The organism is Methanobrevibacter sp. V14, assembly GCF_963082475.1.
Taxonomy (GTDB): Archaea; Methanobacteriota; Methanobacteria; order Methanobacteriales; family Methanobacteriaceae; genus Methanocatella.
In genome coordinates this window covers 130,939-150,006 of the sequence record NZ_CAUJAM010000006.1, presented here as the reverse complement: position 1 = coordinate 150,006, position 19,068 = coordinate 130,939, and the positions used below count along the sequence as shown (strand labels likewise).

The following is a 19,068-nucleotide window of genomic DNA, read 5'->3' as shown; positions in this document are numbered from 1 at the left end:
AAAATAATTATAAGTTTTCTATTTATATACTCTTGATATGTTTTAGTGCTTGACTTCAACTATCTCACTTTTTTTGCAATTATGATTTTATCTTCTGCTGTTGTTCCAAAAGAAGCATTATGATGATTAATCGGAAATATATCTAAAATTTCAAATCCAAGATCTTCTAAATTCTTTAAATATGACTCATAAGACAAATCATTTTTAAAGGTGTATCTTATTTTTCCTTTATTTGACATGTTAAAATTAGTGAAATTCCATTCTAAATTATTTAAAATATCATCTAAATTCAATTCTGTTTTTGTCGGGAAATATTGTTTATTTATAAAAAGTCCATTCATATTTAATGACTCATAAATTTTTCTGCAATTTTCGCATTTTTTCCACCAGGATTGTAAGAAGAAAATATTACATCATAAGAACCTTTTAAATCATCATCATAGAAATTTCCAGGAATTAAAACTATATCCGAATCATATTTATCACAAAATTTTTTAGTTTCATTTAATACATTTGGAAAGTCAAAAACAAATGCCTTTAAATCGGATTTAATTTTTTAAATCCAATAGCATACAAACCATGACCCCCTCCAATATCCAATAATGTTTTAGAATCTTTAAACTCATCATATTTTTTAACTATATTTAAAGTTTCTTGCAACTCACCAGACACAGCATCTTCAGCCATTGCTTTAATAATAAATTCAAAAAGTTTTCATCATATTTTATTTCTTTAGAATACAGGATATTTTCCAAATCATTCCAATATGATAAAGGTTGGTTTAAAGATTCGATAATGGTTTTTCTTTGAAAATATGAATTTGAGTTTAAATAAATATTAGAAATTTCTTTATTTTTGTAATTTCCATTATTTTTTTCTATTAACTCTAATTTTACCAAAGCTTCCAAAATATAATAAATTACATCATGATCAATTGAAAATCTTTTAGAAAGTTCTGAACAGCTATGTTCTTCTTCTAAAATATTAAATAATCCTATATTTAATGATGTTTTAATAATATTAAATACTTTAATTCCTTTAGTTGCAAAATTTAAAATTTTTTCAAATTCCAAAACAGAAACTGAAGGTTCCTCCATAATATCCATAAATACCATCCATAATATTAAATTAAACCGGTACAGCTTCAAATGCCTTATAATGTGAGGTTATATTTCTTGCAGCGTTTTCACCGCCATCTCCGTTGAATTTAATGAATATCTCCTCTGTTTTTTTATCCATATCCACATCTTTAAATTCTTCAGGATATAAAACCTTACCTACATAATAAGAGTTTGAAAACATTTCTTCTTTATTATAGCTGTATAAACAGTAAGTTAATAAATTATGAACTTTTTTATCTTTTATAGCAGACATATGTTTATAATCTGGATTTTTAGAAATATCTTCTCTAATAACCTGATAGCTTGCACCTTCAATAAAAATATAATCTGGATTCCACTTAATTAATTGTTCCTTATCAACTTGGATTGCATGTATAGTTGCATTATCTCCACCAACCCCATTTACAACATTTGTAGTATTTAAATGTGTAAAAGAAGGATAATAAGGATTAGTAGAAGTTATACCATGAACACCGTAAAATGCTTGTCCTGCAACATAAACTGTTTTATCTTTTTTAGCATGCTCGACTCTTTTTTCAAGATCATCTTCAATTTCATCCATATAACCGATTAATTCATTAGCTCTATCTTCTTTACCTAAAATCTTCCCCATCAGGATTAATGAGTTTTCATACTTTTCCATTTGTTGTTCTGTTCCAACAGCTCCAACATATGTAACAAATGTTGGAATACCGGTTTTATTTTGAATTAGATTAGCTTGTTCAGGAGTTCCTGCAAATACAACATCCGGTTTTAAACTTGATAATTTTTCATAATCAACAGTGTCAGTTTTTGCATTGCCAATTATTGGTAATTTTATTAATTTTTCATTAGATTTTATGTATGGTAATTCATTACCCCATCCTCCTTTAGAATCAGATTCCATCTGTTCAATTCCTACAATTTTATCTTCTGCATCAAGATAAACAATCTCTCTTGCAGTACATCCAACACCTACAACATTTTCCACATTATCTGGGACATTAACAGTTCTACCTGCCATATCTTTTATTGTTATCATCCCATTTACGCTTTCATTTGAATTATCACTGTAATTAACTGCAAAAACAGTAATTATAGCTACAATAACAATTACAATACCAATATAAATTTTTTTATCCATATCAACATCACCATATTAAAGGATTAAAGTATTACAAAATTAATAAAAACAATATAGTAGTAATACGTAGATGGTATTGTTTTTAATTTTCAAAATGATAAAGTCATTAAAAATTTATTTTTATGTGTTGAACATAGATTATCTAAAAGAGTTTTAGAAAAAGAGATTAATTCATCTGTGGTTTATTTAACTTTTGAAGAATTATTTGGATTGGCAAACTTCGGTATTTTTGATTTTTATTTTCAAGTTAACATAACATCATTTAAAATCAATGAAAGAATTAAATATAAATTAAATACTTGCCCAATTTTTTTTAGAAAAGATGATATGTTGTTTAAATTTTATTCAACAGTTGATTCTGATTTATCATTAAATATTACTAAAGCGTATATCACTGAATTAGATGTTGTTGATGATAAACTATTAATGAAAGGTAATTTTGAGGGTTTGGATGAAAGTATTGATAGGTATTTGGTGATTAAACATAGATCTTCTGGATTGAGGTTGGAAGAGAAAATTGAATCTTCCAAAGTATGTGTCCCTATAAATAAATTATTAGAAATAAGTGAAAACGGTATTTTCGATTTTTATTTTCAATTTAATGAAGAATCCTTCAATGCCCAAGACAGAATTAAGTATACCTTAAATAGTCAGTGCTTGAAATCTTTTAAAAAAGAAGATACCTTATTTGAATTTTATCAAACAATCAACTCCAATTTATCATTAAAGATTAATAAAGATTATTATATTAATGAATTAAAGGTAATTGATGATAAATTAGTATTGAGAGGTAATTTTAATGGTGTTGATGAAAAAGACAATAGATTCATTGAAATTAAACACAGATCTTCTGGACTGAGGTTAGAACAAAAAATTAAATCTTCTGCAGCATGCTTTCCTATAAATCAGTTGTTGGAAATAAATGAAATCGGTATATTTGATTTGTATATGAAAATTAATGATGATAATGAATACAACAAAATAAGAATTAAGTATTGTTTCAATAATCAATCTTTTAAGTTGCTTTTCAAAGAACAAAATCTTGTATTAACTACTTATTCAACAAAATTCAATGAATTGTCCTTTAAACTTCAAACTATGGATTTTGATCATAATATTACATATTTGGATAATTGTGATGATAGAGTATTAATTAAAGGAAATTTTGAACCTTTAAATGAAGAAATAAAAAATATTGATAAAGTACTGATATTCAGTAAAAATCGTGCAGATTCCAGTATAAATTATTATAAAATGGATTTTAATGAAATTAATGATAATTATTTTAATTTTGAGGGTTTTATTGATGAAATAAATGTTTTAGATGAAAAAACTGTAAATTTGAGAATGGATTTCTATTTAAGAATTTATGATGAGGATATTTATTACCAGTCTTTAATTGATTTATCAACATTCAAGTACTTTGAGAATGATGAAGATAGGTTTCTAATTAAGTTTGAAAAAGATGGTAAAGTATATTCATTTTATGCAACTGAAAATAGACATTCTCTTGCATTATGGATTACTACAGAATCTGCATGGTTGAAATCATATACTATTGCATGTGGGAGAACTGTTTATTCAAAAACTTTAAAAAAACCATTAAATAATAAAATGATTTTCTTTGAAAGCTTTTTCGGCAAATCATATTCAGGCAATCCTAAATATTTATATGAAGCAATGCTTGAAATGGGGATGGATAAAGAATATACTTTTGTATGGGCTTATTCTGGAAAAAACAAAGATATTATTCCGGGTAATCCAATTATAGTTGATCGATTCGAATCTGGGGATTATTATAAGTACTTAGCCTTATCAAAATATTGGATTAATAATATTATTTTCCCAATTCATAAAAAAAGGCCTGGAAATGTCTATTTACAAACTTGGCATGGTACTCCACTTAAGAAATTGGGTTATGATATTACAATTCCTGGGCCTGAAGTTCAAGGAAGGCAAAATTTCTATAACGAATCTAGAAACTGGGATTATTTAATTTCATCAAATCATTATTCAACAAAAATATTTAGAAGAGCATTTAAATTTGAAAAAGAAATTTTAGAGGATGGTTATCCTATTAATGATATATTCTTTAGAGATAACATGGACTTTGTTAAAACTTTAAAATCAAAACTAGGCATCGATGAGGATAAAAAAATCATTTTATATGCTCCAACTTGGAAGGATGATGAACAAAATGGATCATGGGAACATTATTTTAATTTAGAAATTGATTTTGAAAGGTTATATAAGGAATTTTCAGATGAATATGTCATAATTTTAAAAATGCATCATTTAGTTTCTGAAAATCTCAAAATTGATGAAAAAATGAAAGATTTTGCAATAGATTTATCAAGTTATGATGATATACAAGAATTATATCTTCTATCAGATATTTTAATAACAGATTATTCATCAGTATTTTTTGACTATGCTCATTTAAAAAAACCTATTTTATTTTTCACACCAGATTTAAATAATTACATAGAAAATATAAGGGGATTATATTTAAATATGAAAAAGAATTGCCTGGACCAATTATAAAAGATAATAATGAGTTAATAAATACAATAAGAAATATTGATAATGTTAAAAGAATATGAAGAAAGATATGATGAATTTATGAAAGATTTTGTTCATTATGTGATGGAACATCAGCAAAAAAAATAATTAAACAAGTTTTAGATGATAATAATTTTTTAAGTGTTTTGAATGATATAGCTGAAAAGTATAGATTTATGGATAATATTAAATCAATTATTGATGATTCCTTTATTGAAAGATTATCTATAAAAAAAAACTTAATATTTGTTTGATTTAGATGTTATCGAATCATTAATAGATTGGAAAATGTGAATATATAGGGGATGTATTTAATGTTGAATGAATTTGAATATAAATTATCTGTAGTGGTTTTAGTTTATAATACTGAGGATTATCTTGAAGAGTGTTTAGATTCACTTATTAATCAAACATTAGATAATATTGAGATAATTTGCGTTAATGATGAAAGTACAGATAATAGTTTAAATATTCTTAAAAAATATGCTAGAAAATATGATAATATTAAAATTATGAATCAAAAAAATCAAGGTGGTGCTGTTGCAGGCAATAATGGTCTTAAAGTAGCTAAAGGAGAATATGTAACTTTAATTGATTCAGATGATATTGTTGTTAGGGATGCTTATGAAAAAATGTATAATAAAGCTAAACAAACAAATTCAGATATAGTAAGTGGAAAACCTTATGTATATTCAGGTAATTATTTATTTAATCTGGTAGGTGCAAGGCATGACCTGTGGGATGAAGAAAGAGTTGTTGATGTTAAAAAAGATTTGGATATTTTTTATGATGTTTTTTATTGGAATAAAATTTACAAAAAAGAGTTTATTGAAAAAAACGATATTTACATGATTCCTGGAAAATTGTATGCTGATGCCCCATTTGTTTTTAAAGCATATCTCAAAGCAGATAAAATAACTTTAATTACAGATCTTGTTTATTATTGGCGTTCTCGTCGTAAAAATACTTCAATTACAAGAAATATTTTGGATTTATATAATTTAAAAGATAGGATGGATAATTTTTATGTTTTGAGGGATTATTTTAGTGACGATGATGAACTTTTTAATAGGGTTATTAAACTGTATCTTGAGAGGTTTTTTTTCCCTATTACTGGGATTTTAAAAAATTCATCTTATGAAAAAATATATTTAAATGAATTATATGAAATATTGAGCAATATTGAAGATATTTATGATAATGAATATATTAATATTGTTTATAATTTATGTGCTTATTTTATTCTAAATGAGGAATTTGATAATTTAAAAAATTTTTATTAAATTCTACCACTTTAAAAGATACTTTTGTTGAAAATGGTAAGTATATTGGGATTTAGAATACTTTAGGAATCCAAAATATAATATCCCAGATAAAATATTCGAAATCAATAATATTCATAATAATTTTATTAATATAAGTGATATAAAAGTTGATTCGAAATATATTTATATGGATGATATTTCCTTACCAAATAATCTGGAAATAGATGAATCTAACGTTATATTTGAAGGTTTAACTAAAAAATATATGAATCAAAAGATAGGAATACCTATAAATTTAATTTAAAACGAGTTGAAAAGAATAAATTCAATGTTAAAATACCTATTAAAGAAATTGATAATATTAATAGTTACGATGTATTTTTAGAATTTAAATATAATGGAAAAAAAGAAGATTTCAGAATAAATAAAAGAATTTTACAAAAAAATTAGATGAAGATGTTATAAATCAGAATGATAATGTTTAGTTTTTTTAAAGTTTAACAACTTATCATTTATAAATGCAGATGTTAAAAATATTTTTGAGTTAGACATTAAAAAAGATAGGTTAAAAATAATTCCTAAAAAATATGACAGTATAAACTATAAAATATCTATTGATTATAAAAAGAAAATTGAACGGGTATATTTTATTAATAATGATAGTCAGTCATGTAATGATTTTGAACTTAAATGGAAATTTTCATTAGATGAAAATGTTTTATATAACCTATATATAGAAATTAATAAAAATAGATTCAAATTAAAGTCTAGACATTTTGAAAACTTCACTAATGAAATAATCCATGGCGATAAATTTAAAATAAAGATTTTGAAAAAGATAATGAGATTTTCATTGTTAAAAAATTAGTGGGTTGATTTTTATGTGTGAAAATAAGAAACCTTTTGTAAGTATTATTGTTCCAGTATATAATACGGAAAATTATCTGCGGGAGTGCTTAGACAGTATTTTAAATCAATCACTAAAAAATATAGAAGTAATTTGCATCGATGATAAGTCATCTGATAATTCACTGGATATACTTAAAGAATATAGTGAAAAGGATAAGAGAATTAAGATAATTGAAAATGATGAAAACAAAGGAGTATCAATAACTAGGAATAATGGTTTAGATAATGCAAATGGAGAATATTTGTCTTTTGTTGATTCTGATGATAAAATGGATTTGGATGCATGTGAAAAATTATATAATTTTGCTAAAACGAATGATCAAGATTGTATACTTTTTAATGCTTTTAGATTTAATGATGACGGTAAAGTTTGGTCAAGTGAATTACACAGTATTTCAGTATCTGATCATATAATAACTTCTACAAATATTTTAAAGAATAATGAATTTATTTATAACACAACGGTTACTTCCAAATTCATCAGAAAAACTTTTTTAGATGATAATGAAATTAGATTTGTTGAAGATAGAGTATATGAAGATGTATTATTCTCAATGGAATTGTTCTTTGCAACAGATTATGTTGGTGTTTATCCATATGTAAATTATTACTGGAGAGTTAGATTAAATAAGGAGAATAAATCCATCACACAAAGTTATGATGATACAACTAATATTGCTGATAGATTATTTATTATCCACTCAATATTTGATATGCTATATTCATCAGAAAAATATGGAATATTAATTAATGAATTCAATAATAAATTATTAAAAATTGATTATAGACATATTATTAATCAATTGCCTTTCATAGATAAAGAAATAATTAATATAGTTATAAATAAAATTATGCCTGTTATAAAAAATATGGATATTGAGGCATTTGATGATTTAGATGATTTACTTAAACTTAAATATGATCTTTTAATAAGTGGGAAGTTAGAAAATTTGATTTATTTAATTAAATATGAATTAAATAATAAAAAATGGAATGTTAAAAATTCAGAATTGAAAAATAAAAATAACATATTAATTGAAGAAAATAATTATTTAAAAAGTAAAATCGAAATACTAGCTGAACAAAAAGAAAAATTTAGATAATGAAAATGATTCTTTAAAAGAAAAAATAAAAATTTAACAGAAAATAACATAAAACTAAAAATGAAATTAAAACTGTTAAATCGACAAATGGATGGTTTAGATATAAAATAAATAATATTCATGTAAGACTAAAAATAAATTTTAAAACAGAATAATCTTAAAATCAACAAAGTTCTTTAAAGTGTCCTAAAATTTTACTGGTTTCTACAAGGTTATTTTTTATATATTTCAATAAATAAACAATTACTATGAATAAAATTTCAGTAATACTTCCTGTTTTCAATGGTGAAAAATATATTAGGAAAGCTATTGAAAGTGTTTTAAACCAAACATTTACGAATTTCGAGTTAATAATTGTTAACGATGGATCAACTGATGATTCGTTAAATATTATTAATGAATTTAGAGACAACAGGATTAAATTCATTAATCAAGTTAATCAGGGTCCTGGAGCTTCCAGAAACAAAGCTTTAAAAATCGCCAGTGGAGAGTATATAATGTTTCTTGACAGTGATGATTTTTTCACTAGTGATGCTTTAGAAGTTGCATATGGGGAAATTACAAAATTCAGTGCTGATTTAACATTTTTCCAAATGATAAACTTTGATGGAGAGAGATACTATGAAAATGATTGGTTTGAGATGAAAACATTTGATGATTCTTTTGAAAATAGAGTTTTCACACCTCAAGAAACTCCAGGTTCTATTTTCGACCTGTCAGTTGGTGTTTGTCAAAAAATCTACAATCATGAATTTCTAAAAAATATTGATGCGCAATTTCCAGAAGGCATATTTTTTGAAGACATGCCATTTTTTTATTATGTTTTCCTTAAGGCTAGTAAAATTTCAATTGTTAAAAAGAAGTTGTATGTTAGAAGAAAACATCCAGATTCAATTACTAATCGTGTAGATGAAAAATTCTTCGACACGGTTAGGGCTGGCCAAATATTGATGGGCATGTTTATTCAGAATGGATGGTATGAACGCTACAAATATGATTTGCTTGCCTATAAAATAAACGGTCCCCGTTTTGCTTTGAGGGACATGCCATTTAAACACAAAAAACACATGTTCGATTTAATAAAAAAAGACTACGCAGAAATTAAATCAACAAAATATTATGATGACTTTTTAGTTGAGCTTGGACCTGTAAAAAGGAAGTTTTTTTTAGACGTAATTAATGCAAGAGATTATGAGGAGTTTAAAAAAACATCCCAGTAAATCCAACATTTTTACATACACAATATCTGCAAAGTGATTTTTCATCATGAATAGCGGTCATTCGAGTTTTGCAGAAATATTTCCCATTTTGATAATACACTTCGTCGCGTTTATCATCTGTGAAAGGATGAAGAGGTTTTTTCACAATAAATGCTAAATAAAGAGATATGTTTTCGGTGAATCGTTTAGTTTCACTTTCTCCATCACCATATCTGTTAAAATAAAACCCAATATCTGAGCGCATGTTTTTTATCACTGCATCTTTTATTTCAAAATCATCTAAAATTTCTGTGTCATATATATTGTCATATACATTGGAGTTATACTTTGCAAGTTTTTTAGTTAATGGGTCTTTATATCTTGGGTCTGTTGCCTTGTTTTTTAAATAATCAATAGGATAGTCTTTCAAATCCTCTTTTATGATTTTTAAAAGTTTAGATGCTTTCATAAAATGCCTTTGCTTTTTAAAAGTTCACGGGGATTATCAACAAGTGCCTTCATTGCTTCTTCATGACTTAAACCAGCGCCTAATGCTATTTCATATGATTTTTCAAATGTTATCAAATCACCTGGTGCATGAGTGTCTGTATCAACAACTAATTTATTTCCAACTTCACGTGCCATATTTGCAACATGGCCGTTTCCAAGGCAATGACCTTTACGAGCGGAAATTTCTAAATAGACATTGTTTTTAAGTGCAATTTCAGCTTCTTCTCGGGTAATTAATCCAGGATGACCTAAAATGTCAACATATTCAGATTCAACTGCAGCCCTATTTGTTCCAGGTGTAACAGGTTCATTTAATGTTTCACCGTGAACAACAACAATTTTCGCACCTAAGTCTTTTGCTCTTTTAGCTATTCCATCTATTGACTCACAAGGGGCATGAGTAACTTCAGCACCTAATACCACGGTTATGTCCCATTTTGAATTAATATCATCAATCGCATCTTGAATTGCAGGGATTGTATCAACATTTGACCAGTCAACATGATCAGTAATAGCAATCACTTCATGGTTAAGTTTTAAAGCTCTTCTTGCAAGTTCTGAGGGCAGGAGTTCCCCATCACTAAATAAACTATGCATATGTAAATCTATTCTTTTTTTCATGTAATAATTTATATAACATGTTTAATATATAGTTATATAAATTATATTATTGGAGATATAACATGAAAGCTAACGCAGTAAAAATTGCAGAAGGAGTATATTGGGTAGGTGTTATCCACTGGAATAGCAGAACTTTCCATGGATATGGCATTCCAGGCACCACATACAATGCATATTTGGTATTTGGAGAAGAAAAAAATGTATTGATTGACAATACCTATAGGGGATTACAAGATCAATTAGATGCAAGAATTGAAGATGCATTTGCACAGGAAGGCAAAGAAATTAAAATAGACGTATTTGTACAGAACCACTCTGAAATGGATCATTCCACTTATTTAAGAGATACTATTGACAAATATAATCCTGATGCTGAAATTTACGCATCTCAAAATTGCATTAACTTTTTAGAAGCACAATATCATAACTTTTCTGATTTAGAATTAATTCCTGTAGCAACTGGTGATGAAATTGATATAGGAGGCAGAACTTTAAAATTCATTTCAGCACAAATGCTACACTGGCCGGATAGTATGTTTACTTTTTTAGCTGAAGATGGAATATTGTTCTCAAATGATGCATTTGGTCAACATGTATGCCAATCCAAAAGGTTTGACAGTGATTACTCAGTTGATTACTTACTTAAAGAAGCTCAAAAGTACTATGCTAATTTAGTAACTCTTGGATCACCAATGCTTAGAATGAAATTACAGGAGTTAACTGATAATGGTATACTTGAACAAATTAAAATGATTGCACCATGTCATGGACAAATTTGGACTAATCCTGGTCCTGTTGTAGAGAAATATTCTGAATGGGCATCTGGTGTATGTAAAGATAAAATCACTGTTATTTATGATACTATGCACCATTCAACTGAAAAATTAGCATATCAAATCGCTGAAGGCATTATGAGTGAAGGTGTAGAAGTAGAAATGTACTTCATGCAAGAAGACGGCCCTGATGATGCAATAACTGATATTTTAGATAGTAAGGCTATAGCTATCGGTGCTCCAACCATGATGAATAAGCCATTCCCAAGAATTGGTAATATGGTCTATTGGTTGGATTGTGTTAACTTTAAAGGAACTGGTAGTGAGAAAAATGCTTTAATCTTTTCATCTAAAGGATGGGGTGGAGGTGCTGTTGCCAAACTTCAAAGAGATTTAGAAGAAGCTGGTTTTACAGTTACTGATACTATGGATGTTTTATTTGTACCTGATGAAGAGGTTCTTGCTGAAGCATTCGAAAAGGGCGCTGCATTAGCACGTTCTATTAAAGAATAATTTAATTATTCTTCTTTTTTTATTTATTGGGATTGAATATGAGTCAAAGTTTCAGAATTTCATATAATCTATTTAAATAAAATTATACGGTTCCTTATTTAAACAATTCATAATTAAATCAATTTTGGAAATTATAATTTATTTTGAACACTAAATAACCATATTTCGACTATGTTGGTTATTGTATTTATTTTGTTACTGTCGTAACTGTAATATTATTTTTTAAATTTTAATTGTTGCAAATCACAATATTAAAATACAATATTTATATAAATATTGACTAATGGAGTTAATATCATGTCCAGTTTAGTAATCTATTTTTCAAGAAATGGTGAAAACTACTTTGGTGGCAAACTTAAAAACATTGAAAAAGGAAACACTGAAGTAATAGCAGAATTTATACAGGAAATTGATAATGCTGAGTTATTTAAAGTTGAACCTGTAAACGATTATCCTGATGATTATATGGAATGTATTGATGCTGCTAAAAAAGAACAAAATGATAACTTAAGACCTAAAATTAAGAATCCTTTAGATAATATTGATGCATACGATAAAATTTATATTGGTTTTCCAAATTGGTGGGGAACACTTCCAATGCCAATGTTTACTCAATTAGAAAGACTTGATTTCACAGGCAAAGTTGTGAAACCTTTTGTAACTCATGAGGGATCTGGTTTTGCTTCATCACAAAAAGACTTAAACAATTTATGCAGTGGAGCTGAAATTAAAAATGGTTTATCAATTGCAGGGGTGAATGTGGCCAATTCTAAAAATACTGTAAAATTATGGATTATGGAATAATGCCTTAAGAAGCATGTTGGGTTTGTCAAAAATTTTAATTAACAAAAAAACAAATTATATATTATGTCAAATTCAGTTTTCGTACCTGGCCATATTACTGGCTTTTTCACTATTGAAGACCATGATATTTCCCTAAAAAAGGGATCTTGCGGTGCTGGCTTTTTACTTTCACGAGGTGTTAAAACAACTGTTTCGCCATCAAACAGATTTGAAATCAGTGTTAATCGGGGAGATTATACAGTAATTGATGAGGTTTTAAAGATTTTAGAAATTGATGATGATTTTAAAATCACACAAGACATTCAATTGCCTATTGGTGCTGGTTTTGGAACTTCAGCCGCTTCAGCTTTAAGTTTAACATTATCATTAAATGAATTTTTAGATTTAGGTTATTCACTTGATTTATGCGGTCAAATTGCTCATATGACTGAAGTGAATCTTGGTGGTGGTTTAGGTGATGTAATAGCTCAAACTGGTCAGGGTATGGTTTTAAGAGTTGAATCAGGTGCTCCAGGCATTGGCAGGATAAAATCATTTAAACAAGATGCCTATATTGCATGGAAAAGTTTTGGAGGGATTGAAACTTCAAGCATTATTCAAGACTCTTATCAAAAACAGGTAATATCTGATGTGGGGTTGAAATATCTTGAATATTTTGAAGAAAAGTCTAGTTTGAGAAATTTTTTAGATTTTTCAAATAAATTCTCCTATGAAACAGAATTAATGTCAGATGAAGTTAAAGGTTTGGTTGATTATTTTAATTCTATCTCTGATATTTTAGGCAGTTCCATGGCCATGCTTGGAAATACTGTATTTGCAGTTGCAGAAAATGAAGATGATTTCAAAAATTTAGAAGTTGAAAATTTACATATTGATAAAATTAACAATATTGGGATTAGTTATGATTAAATTAAGTTATGATGTTAAAAATTACCGCAAGGACTTGCTTGAAATAGTTAAACCTGATGATGTTGTAATTGAATTAGGATGTCATATAGGCGGTTCAACAAAATTAATTTCAAATTCTTGCAATGTAATAGCTGTAGATAATTCACCTGAAGCAGAAAGTGAAATGAGTAAACTTGATGTTAAATTTATAACCGGAGATGTAAGATTGCATGAGGTGTTAAGTGAAGTTTTTAAGATCACTCAGTCATGTGATGTTTTGGCAATTGATTTGGGTGGGGGATATCATCCTGATACTGTTTTTAAAGTATTTTACATATGGTCATCAACATTTAAACCTGCTCATACGCTAATTAGAAATCGTGGAATATTGGAATTTGCCAATTCCGCTTTAGGCAGTGGGGAAAATTACATTAGTGAAAGGGGCTATTTAAAGTCCTACCATGATTCGGGAATTCCATCTCAAATAAAAGAGTTTAGTTTATGGACTTCTTCACTATAAGTTGTACTAATTGTATAATACTTTCTTAATCTTTGGAAGTTTAAAACAAATTTATAAATTAAAATATAACTTGTTTAATAATTATTCATTGATTTTAATTGCTTATTTAAATTAATCAATAAAAGGATGTATTTTTGTTAAAAAATATTATATATCATTAAATAGAGAATATGACTAGAGGTATTAAAATGATAGGTAAAAAGATTCGTTTAGAAAGAATCATTAACAGAAACACTGGAAGAACTGTTATAGCGCCAATGGATCATGGTGTATCAAGTGGTCCAATTCCAGGAATCATTGATATAGATGACACGGTTGAAAGTATCTCCCAAGGAGGAGCCGATGCAATTTTGATGCACAAAGGAATTGTACAACAGGGTCACAGAGGGTACGGTAAAGATATAGGATTAATCGTTCATTTATCAGCAAGCACTTCCCTTGCACCGGATCCAAATGATAAAGTAACTGTCACCAGTGTTGAAAAAGCAATTCAACTTGGTGCAGATGCAGTATCAGTTCATGTAAACTTAGGTTCTGAAACTGAAAGTCAAATGTTACAAGAATTAGGTCAAATTGCTGAAACTTGTGATTTTTGGGGAATGCCTTTACTTGCCATGATGTACCCTCGAGGTCAAAAAGTTGAAAATGAACATGATGTGGAGTTTGTAAAACACGCTGCACGTGTTGGTTCTGAACTTGGAGTGGATATTGTAAAAACCAACTACACAGGAGATCCCGATAGTTTTAAGAAAGTAGTTGAAGGAGCAATTGTACCGGTAGTTATTGCAGGTGGTCCTAAAGTAGATACTGATGAAGATTTGTTAAATATGGTTAAAGATTCTCTTGAAGTTGGTGGAGCAGGTGTTGCATTTGGACGTAATCTTTTCCAAGCAGCAAACCCTGGAAAAATTACAAGAGCAATAGCCGAAGTTGTTCACAATGATCTTGATGTTGAAGATGCTTTAAAATTCTTAGATTAGGTGAGTAATATGCAAAACAAATTCGCTTGGATTTCAACTCCTGATGAATTATGGGATGATAAAAAAGAGATGATTACTGCAGCATTAGAATCGGGCATAGATCATGTTCTTGACTTAGATGATGGTAAAAACATTAAAAAATTAGGTAACGTTAAAATAATTGCCAATAATGATGATGCCGATATCTATTTAGTTGGAATTAATGGTGAAGGTGATGGAGTTTTAAGGCTAAGTGAAGATTTCACTGATTCCATTGATATTGCTGATGCAAAAAAGGCAAAAAGCGAAGGAAAAACAGTATGTGCATATATAATCATAACGGATAAAGCACATGAACAACTGGCTGTTAAATTAGGTTCAATTGTAGATTATATAATCCTTGTTGGTACTGATTGGACTATTATTCCACTTGAAAACATCATTGCTGATTTGCAAAAAGATGATGTTAAAATTATTGCTGCAGTACGTGATAGTGAGGGTGCTAAAGTGGCTTTAGAAACATTGGAACATGGTACTGATGGAGTAATATTTGAAGCATCTGACTTTAACAATACCAAAAAAATAGCCGAAGAGGTTATTAAATTATCACAGGAAAGATATGAGCTTACAGTTGCAACAGTAACCAATGTCAAACCTTTAGGTTCAGGAGACAGGGTTTGTGTCGATACAACAGACATGATGAAACCTGGAGAGGGAATGTTGATTGGTTCATATTCAAAATCTTTATTTTTAGTTCACTCTGAAAGTTTAGAAAGTGAATATGTAGCGTCACGTCCATTTAGAGTAAATGCGGGACCTGTTCAGGCATATGTAATGGTGCCTGGAAATAAAACAAGATATCTATCTGAACTTGTTGCAGGTGACGAGGTTCTAATAGTCAATACAGAAGGGGAGTCTAGAACCGCTTATGTTGGAAGAAGCAAAATTGAAAGACGACCATTAATTTTAATCGAAGCGGAATGTGAAGGTCAGGTTATCAGAACTTTGCTTCAGAATGCAGAAACAATCAGGATTGTTGGTGAGGATAACCGTCCACTATCAGTAGCAGATGTAAAAGCAGGGGACAAGGTAAAAGTATTCATTGATGTAAGTGCACGTCACTTTGGAATTGCTATTGATGAGACAATTATAGAACAGTAGGTGTTTCAATGTCCCAAGTAAGAGCATTTCTTGCAATTGATTTATGTGATGATTTAAAACCAAAAATAAATAAAATCATCAGGGAATTTAAATCTGTTGATGCAAAAATTAAATATGTGGAGTTAACTAACCTACATTTGACCTTAAAATTCTTCGGCGATATTGATACAGATGGATTGGAGCTGATTAATAATGCAATATCAAATGTGGTTAGTGAATTTAGACCATTTAAAATTAAAATCTCAGGTTGCCGAGCTTTTCCAAACAATAATCATATAAAAGTTATCTGGGTTGGAATAGAAGAGGATGCTCTTTTAAAGAATTTGCATGATGCATTAGATAAGGAATTTGCCAAATTAGGTTTTCAAAAGGATAAAAAATTCTCAACACACCTAACAATTGGGCGAATGAAATCTTCTAAAAATAAAAATAAGGTCAAATCAATCATTGAAAAGTATGGGGATTTTGAAATTGGTGAGATGGAAGTGACACACATTTCTTTTAAAAAATCCACATTAACACCCTCTGGACCGATATATGAAGATATGGAAATATTTGAATTGTGATTATATGGATTATGATGATATTCTGAAAGATATTAAGCCAACAGTTGATGAAAAACAACATATTAATAATGTATCATTGAAAATAATGAATTTCATACAGGATATATGTGATAGGGAAGGTATTGATGCAAAAGTAACTCTTGTAGGATCCGTTGCTAAAAATACTGCTCTTAAAGGTAAATCTGACATTGATATTTTCATAGCCTTTCCATTGGGTGCTGATAAGAAATATTTAAAAGAAACAGGTCTTGATTTAGCACATAAATGCTGTGATTATTTCAATACTCGTCCAAATCATCATTTTGCTTCACATCCTTATGTTACAACCTGCATTGAGGATTGTGAAGTTGATATTGTGCCATGTTATAAAATTGAAAATGGCAATCAGCTTAAATCAGCGGTTGATAGAAGCATTTTGCATACTCTCTATGTCAAAGACCATTTGGAGAAATCTCAGGAAGATGAGGTTTTATTACTTAAACGCTTCATGGCAATGACTGGAACTTATGGATCTGAGTTTAAAGTCGGAGGATTCGCAGGTTATTTATGTGAATTGTTAATAATCCATTATGGGGACTTTGAAAGCTGTTTAAATGCAGCCATTAAATGGCGTTTTGGTCAAAGCATTGATTTAGAAGGTTATGGAACTTCTGGTAATTTCAAGGATCATTTAATTGTCATCGATCCAACTGATAAGAATAGGAATGTTGGTGCTTCTTTAAGATTGGACAAAATGGCTGAATTTATCCAATCGGCAAGAAATTATATATTTTCTGATAATAAAAAGGATTATTTCTATCCATTAAATAAATCTTTAAATAAGGAAGGTATTTTAAATGAATTCAAATCTAGAAATGGCGAATTGATTGCATTCAGATTTAATATTCCAGATATTCCCCTGGATACATTGCATCCTCAGCTTAGAAAAACCTGTCAGGCACTGGAGAGGAAATTAAATCATGAGGAATTCAATGTATTTAAAGCTGATTACTGGAGTGATGAGCTTACAACTTGCATAATTCTTTTAGAGATGGCTTCTTCTAGACTAAACAATGTTAAAGTCAATATTGGGCCAAAAGTTTTTATTACTCGTGCTTGTGAAAATTTCACTAAAAAATATGGCCGTGAAAACTGCTATGTTCAAGGCGATTTTTTAGTTCACACTCAAAAAAGGGAATTTGTCTATGCAAAAGATTTGATTTCTCATATTTTTACAGAAGATCATATTGGGTTGATAAAGGTTGGCAAAAACCTTAAAAATAATATTATAAACACTTACGAGTTTATTGATATTGATGAGGTTGATTTGGAATTTTTAGATGATTTTCTAAATCCGGGTCAATATATTGTGCGGTAAAGTAAGCCGGACTTACCTATCATTATTACTAACTTATTTAATTTTTTATATTTGATTTATATACTATTAATTTATAATTATTATTTATGCATACCTAAAGTGATATTATGGCTGAGAAAACATATTTATATGAATGGAATGAAAATGACTTAAAAGACATTGAAAAAGAAGCTTTCAAAAAAGCAAACGAATTAAATGATAAAATTCTTGATGTTAAGATATTCATTGATGAAATAGCCAGCGAATGGGAGGAATATATTAAATATTTAGAAGATAATAAAATATCAAAAATCTGTGAATTTAGGGAGGAAACTGCATTGATTTTAGTGATGAGCTAAGAAATGCAATTGTAACCACTTTAAAGCAATCACTTAATGACACTAATAAATCATTAAAGTACAATTCTAAAAAATTGGAATAAATCGTGTAATAAATGGATAATTTTTATTAATTAATAGTTGCTAATCAATAAATCTTAATTTAAATTTAAAAATTATTCCCGTTGCATAATAACTATTATAGAAAGTTTTATTATATTCAATGTAGAGATAGATAATCATGTCAGAGATAAAAAAGCTCATGGCCGATGTGGATGTTGAGGAGTATTATGAAAAATATGTGGATTTTGAAAAATTTTCAAAATTATGCATGGAAGAGCAAGAGATGCTTGGATATAATTGGAGTTATCCTCCATTTGATTTTGATGTAGATGAGCTTTGGCATTCATATAATAAACTTAAATTAATTGCTTTTAAAATTGAATTTTCAGCTGATGAACTTGAAGCCACATTCACTGATGACCAATTAAAAATGGTTTTAAAGAGATTTGAGCGATTTAAAGTCAGATTAATGAATGATATTTATGCTTTAGAAGATGAGGATTCAATGGGTTTATTTTTGGGAAAATGTACTCTTTGCATGAGATGCACAAGAGAATTTGGAATGCAATGTAAAATGCCTCTTAAAATGAGATATCCAATAGAGGCATTAGGAGGGGACGTAGATAAAACTGTTGAGGATATTTTTGGATATAAAATTATTTATGCTCATGAAGGTAGGCTACCTGAATATTTGATATTCGTTGGTGGCCTGCTTTATGATAAAAAATAGGTGA

20 protein-coding genes are annotated in these 19,068 nt (G+C 28.4%); 14 read left to right on the top strand and 6 right to left on the bottom strand.

What is annotated here, in order from left to right; translation table 11 throughout:
- Positions 1-59: 59 nt before the first annotated feature.
- The 4 genes from Q9968_RS02710 to Q9968_RS02695 form a co-directional block, all read right to left on the bottom strand.
- Positions 60-341, bottom strand: coding sequence for a hypothetical protein (locus tag Q9968_RS02710; RefSeq protein ID WP_305513232.1), 282 nt, complete (start codon positions 339-341; stop codon positions 60-62).
- A 196-nt stretch (positions 342-537) separates the two neighbouring features.
- Positions 538-687: a hypothetical protein gene (locus tag Q9968_RS02705; protein WP_305513231.1), complete on the bottom strand. Its 150-nt coding sequence runs from the start codon at positions 685-687 to the stop codon at positions 538-540.
- Positions 645-1,106, bottom strand: coding sequence for a methyltransferase dimerization domain-containing protein (locus Q9968_RS02700; protein WP_305513230.1), 462 nt, complete (start codon positions 1,104-1,106; stop codon positions 645-647). Before Q9968_RS02700 ends, Q9968_RS02705 begins: the two co-directional genes overlap by 43 nt.
- Positions 1,107-1,128: 22 nt before the next feature.
- The gene (locus Q9968_RS02695; RefSeq protein WP_305513228.1) at positions 1,129-2,244 is read right to left on the bottom strand and encodes an ABC transporter substrate-binding protein; all 1,116 of its coding nucleotides are present in this window, start codon (positions 2,242-2,244) and stop codon (positions 1,129-1,131) included.
- Positions 2,245-2,421: 177 nt separating this feature from the next.
- Here Q9968_RS02695 and Q9968_RS02690 point away from each other — a divergent pair, with 177 nt between their 5' ends.
- The 4 genes from Q9968_RS02690 to Q9968_RS02675 all read left to right on the top strand — a co-directional run bounded on the left by Q9968_RS02690 (position 2,422) and on the right by Q9968_RS02675 (position 9,303).
- Complete coding sequence (locus tag Q9968_RS02690) at positions 2,422-4,788, top strand: CDP-glycerol glycerophosphotransferase family protein (protein WP_305513226.1); 2,367 nt, start codon at positions 2,422-2,424, stop codon at positions 4,786-4,788.
- 332 nt (positions 4,789-5,120) lie between these two features.
- Positions 5,121-6,089 (top strand): glycosyltransferase, encoded by a 969-nt coding sequence (locus tag Q9968_RS02685; protein ID WP_305513224.1) that lies wholly within the window; start codon positions 5,121-5,123, stop codon positions 6,087-6,089.
- Positions 6,090-6,952: 863 nt separating this feature from the next.
- The gene (locus Q9968_RS02680; RefSeq protein ID WP_305513222.1) at positions 6,953-8,083 is read left to right on the top strand and encodes a glycosyltransferase; all 1,131 of its coding nucleotides are present in this window, start codon (positions 6,953-6,955) and stop codon (positions 8,081-8,083) included.
- Positions 8,084-8,331: 248 nt separating this feature from the next.
- Complete coding sequence (locus tag Q9968_RS02675; RefSeq protein ID WP_305513220.1) at positions 8,332-9,303, top strand: glycosyltransferase family 2 protein; 972 nt, start codon at positions 8,332-8,334, stop codon at positions 9,301-9,303.
- On the opposite strand, the gene Q9968_RS02670 is transcribed toward Q9968_RS02675, so the two are convergent.
- A complete protein-coding gene (locus Q9968_RS02670; protein ID WP_305513219.1) occupies positions 9,284-9,751 on the bottom strand; it encodes a DUF2115 family protein in 468 nt (155 codons plus the stop codon). The two genes, Q9968_RS02675 and Q9968_RS02670, sit on opposite strands and share 20 nt — an antisense overlap.
- Positions 9,748-10,413, bottom strand: a complete 666-nt coding sequence (locus Q9968_RS02665) for a histidinol phosphate phosphatase domain-containing protein (RefSeq protein ID WP_305513217.1) — start codon at positions 10,411-10,413, stop codon at positions 9,748-9,750. Before Q9968_RS02665 ends, Q9968_RS02670 begins: the two co-directional genes overlap by 4 nt.
- A gap of 62 nt (positions 10,414-10,475) precedes the next feature.
- Between Q9968_RS02665 and Q9968_RS02660 the strand changes: the two genes are divergently transcribed.
- From Q9968_RS02660 to Q9968_RS02615, 10 genes are all read left to right on the top strand, one after another.
- Positions 10,476-11,699, top strand: coding sequence for an FprA family A-type flavoprotein (locus Q9968_RS02660; RefSeq protein WP_305513216.1), 1,224 nt, complete (start codon positions 10,476-10,478; stop codon positions 11,697-11,699).
- Between the two features lie 297 nt (positions 11,700-11,996).
- Positions 11,997-12,503, top strand: coding sequence for a flavodoxin (locus Q9968_RS02655; RefSeq protein WP_305513214.1), 507 nt, complete (start codon positions 11,997-11,999; stop codon positions 12,501-12,503).
- Between the two features lie 63 nt (positions 12,504-12,566).
- The gene (locus Q9968_RS02650) at positions 12,567-13,412 is read left to right on the top strand and encodes a pantoate kinase (RefSeq protein WP_305513212.1); all 846 of its coding nucleotides are present in this window, start codon (positions 12,567-12,569) and stop codon (positions 13,410-13,412) included.
- Positions 13,405-13,911, top strand: a complete 507-nt coding sequence (locus tag Q9968_RS02645) for a class I SAM-dependent methyltransferase (RefSeq protein ID WP_305513210.1) — start codon at positions 13,405-13,407, stop codon at positions 13,909-13,911. Before Q9968_RS02650 ends, Q9968_RS02645 begins: the two co-directional genes overlap by 8 nt.
- Before the next feature lie 188 nt (positions 13,912-14,099).
- The gene (locus Q9968_RS02640; RefSeq protein ID WP_305513209.1) at positions 14,100-14,891 is read left to right on the top strand and encodes a 2-amino-3,7-dideoxy-D-threo-hept-6-ulosonate synthase; all 792 of its coding nucleotides are present in this window, start codon (positions 14,100-14,102) and stop codon (positions 14,889-14,891) included.
- A gap of 9 nt (positions 14,892-14,900) precedes the next feature.
- The gene (locus Q9968_RS02635) at positions 14,901-16,031 is read left to right on the top strand and encodes a 3-dehydroquinate synthase II (RefSeq protein WP_305513207.1); all 1,131 of its coding nucleotides are present in this window, start codon (positions 14,901-14,903) and stop codon (positions 16,029-16,031) included.
- Positions 16,032-16,039: 8 nt separating this feature from the next.
- Entirely contained in the window at positions 16,040-16,597 is a 558-nt protein-coding gene (thpR, locus tag Q9968_RS02630) for an RNA 2',3'-cyclic phosphodiesterase (RefSeq protein WP_305513205.1), read from the top strand.
- 4 nt (positions 16,598-16,601) lie between these two features.
- Positions 16,602-17,954 (top strand): CCA tRNA nucleotidyltransferase, encoded by a 1,353-nt coding sequence (gene cca, locus Q9968_RS02625; protein WP_305513203.1) that lies wholly within the window; start codon positions 16,602-16,604, stop codon positions 17,952-17,954.
- A gap of 107 nt (positions 17,955-18,061) precedes the next feature.
- Positions 18,062-18,292, top strand: a complete 231-nt coding sequence (locus tag Q9968_RS02620; protein WP_305513202.1) for a hypothetical protein — start codon at positions 18,062-18,064, stop codon at positions 18,290-18,292.
- 220 nt (positions 18,293-18,512) lie between these two features.
- On the top strand, positions 18,513-19,064 hold the full coding sequence (locus Q9968_RS02615; protein WP_305513200.1) for a DUF2284 domain-containing protein: 552 nt from the start codon (positions 18,513-18,515) through the stop codon (positions 19,062-19,064).
- Positions 19,065-19,068 lie beyond the last annotated feature (4 nt).

Coding starts and splice junctions, on each gene's coding strand:
- Q9968_RS02710 (WP_305513232.1), bottom strand. CDS start 341: ATGAATGGACTTTTTATAAATAAACAATATTTCCCGACAAAAACAGAA.
- Q9968_RS02705 (WP_305513231.1), bottom strand. CDS start 687: ATGGCTGAAGATGCTGTGTCTGGTGAGTTGCAAGAAACTTTAAATATA.
- Q9968_RS02700 (WP_305513230.1), bottom strand. CDS start 1,106: ATGGATATTATGGAGGAACCTTCAGTTTCTGTTTTGGAATTTGAAAAA.
- Q9968_RS02695 (WP_305513228.1), bottom strand. CDS start 2,244: ATGGATAAAAAAATTTATATTGGTATTGTAATTGTTATTGTAGCTATA.
- Q9968_RS02685 (WP_305513224.1), top strand. CDS start 5,121: ATGTTGAATGAATTTGAATATAAATTATCTGTAGTGGTTTTAGTTTAT.
- Q9968_RS02680 (WP_305513222.1), top strand. CDS start 6,953: ATGTGTGAAAATAAGAAACCTTTTGTAAGTATTATTGTTCCAGTATAT.
- Q9968_RS02675 (WP_305513220.1), top strand. CDS start 8,332: ATGAATAAAATTTCAGTAATACTTCCTGTTTTCAATGGTGAAAAATAT.
- Q9968_RS02670 (WP_305513219.1), bottom strand. CDS start 9,751: ATGAAAGCATCTAAACTTTTAAAAATCATAAAAGAGGATTTGAAAGAC.
- Q9968_RS02665 (WP_305513217.1), bottom strand. CDS start 10,413: ATGAAAAAAAGAATAGATTTACATATGCATAGTTTATTTAGTGATGGG.
- Q9968_RS02660 (WP_305513216.1), top strand. CDS start 10,476: ATGAAAGCTAACGCAGTAAAAATTGCAGAAGGAGTATATTGGGTAGGT.
- Q9968_RS02655 (WP_305513214.1), top strand. CDS start 11,997: ATGTCCAGTTTAGTAATCTATTTTTCAAGAAATGGTGAAAACTACTTT.
- Q9968_RS02650 (WP_305513212.1), top strand. CDS start 12,567: ATGTCAAATTCAGTTTTCGTACCTGGCCATATTACTGGCTTTTTCACT.
- Q9968_RS02645 (WP_305513210.1), top strand. CDS start 13,405: ATGATTAAATTAAGTTATGATGTTAAAAATTACCGCAAGGACTTGCTT.
- Q9968_RS02640 (WP_305513209.1), top strand. CDS start 14,100: ATGATAGGTAAAAAGATTCGTTTAGAAAGAATCATTAACAGAAACACT.
- Q9968_RS02635 (WP_305513207.1), top strand. CDS start 14,901: ATGCAAAACAAATTCGCTTGGATTTCAACTCCTGATGAATTATGGGAT.
- thpR (WP_305513205.1), top strand. CDS start 16,040: ATGTCCCAAGTAAGAGCATTTCTTGCAATTGATTTATGTGATGATTTA.
- cca (WP_305513203.1), top strand. CDS start 16,602: ATGGATTATGATGATATTCTGAAAGATATTAAGCCAACAGTTGATGAA.
- Q9968_RS02620 (WP_305513202.1), top strand. CDS start 18,062: ATGGCTGAGAAAACATATTTATATGAATGGAATGAAAATGACTTAAAA.
- Q9968_RS02615 (WP_305513200.1), top strand. CDS start 18,513: ATGTCAGAGATAAAAAAGCTCATGGCCGATGTGGATGTTGAGGAGTAT.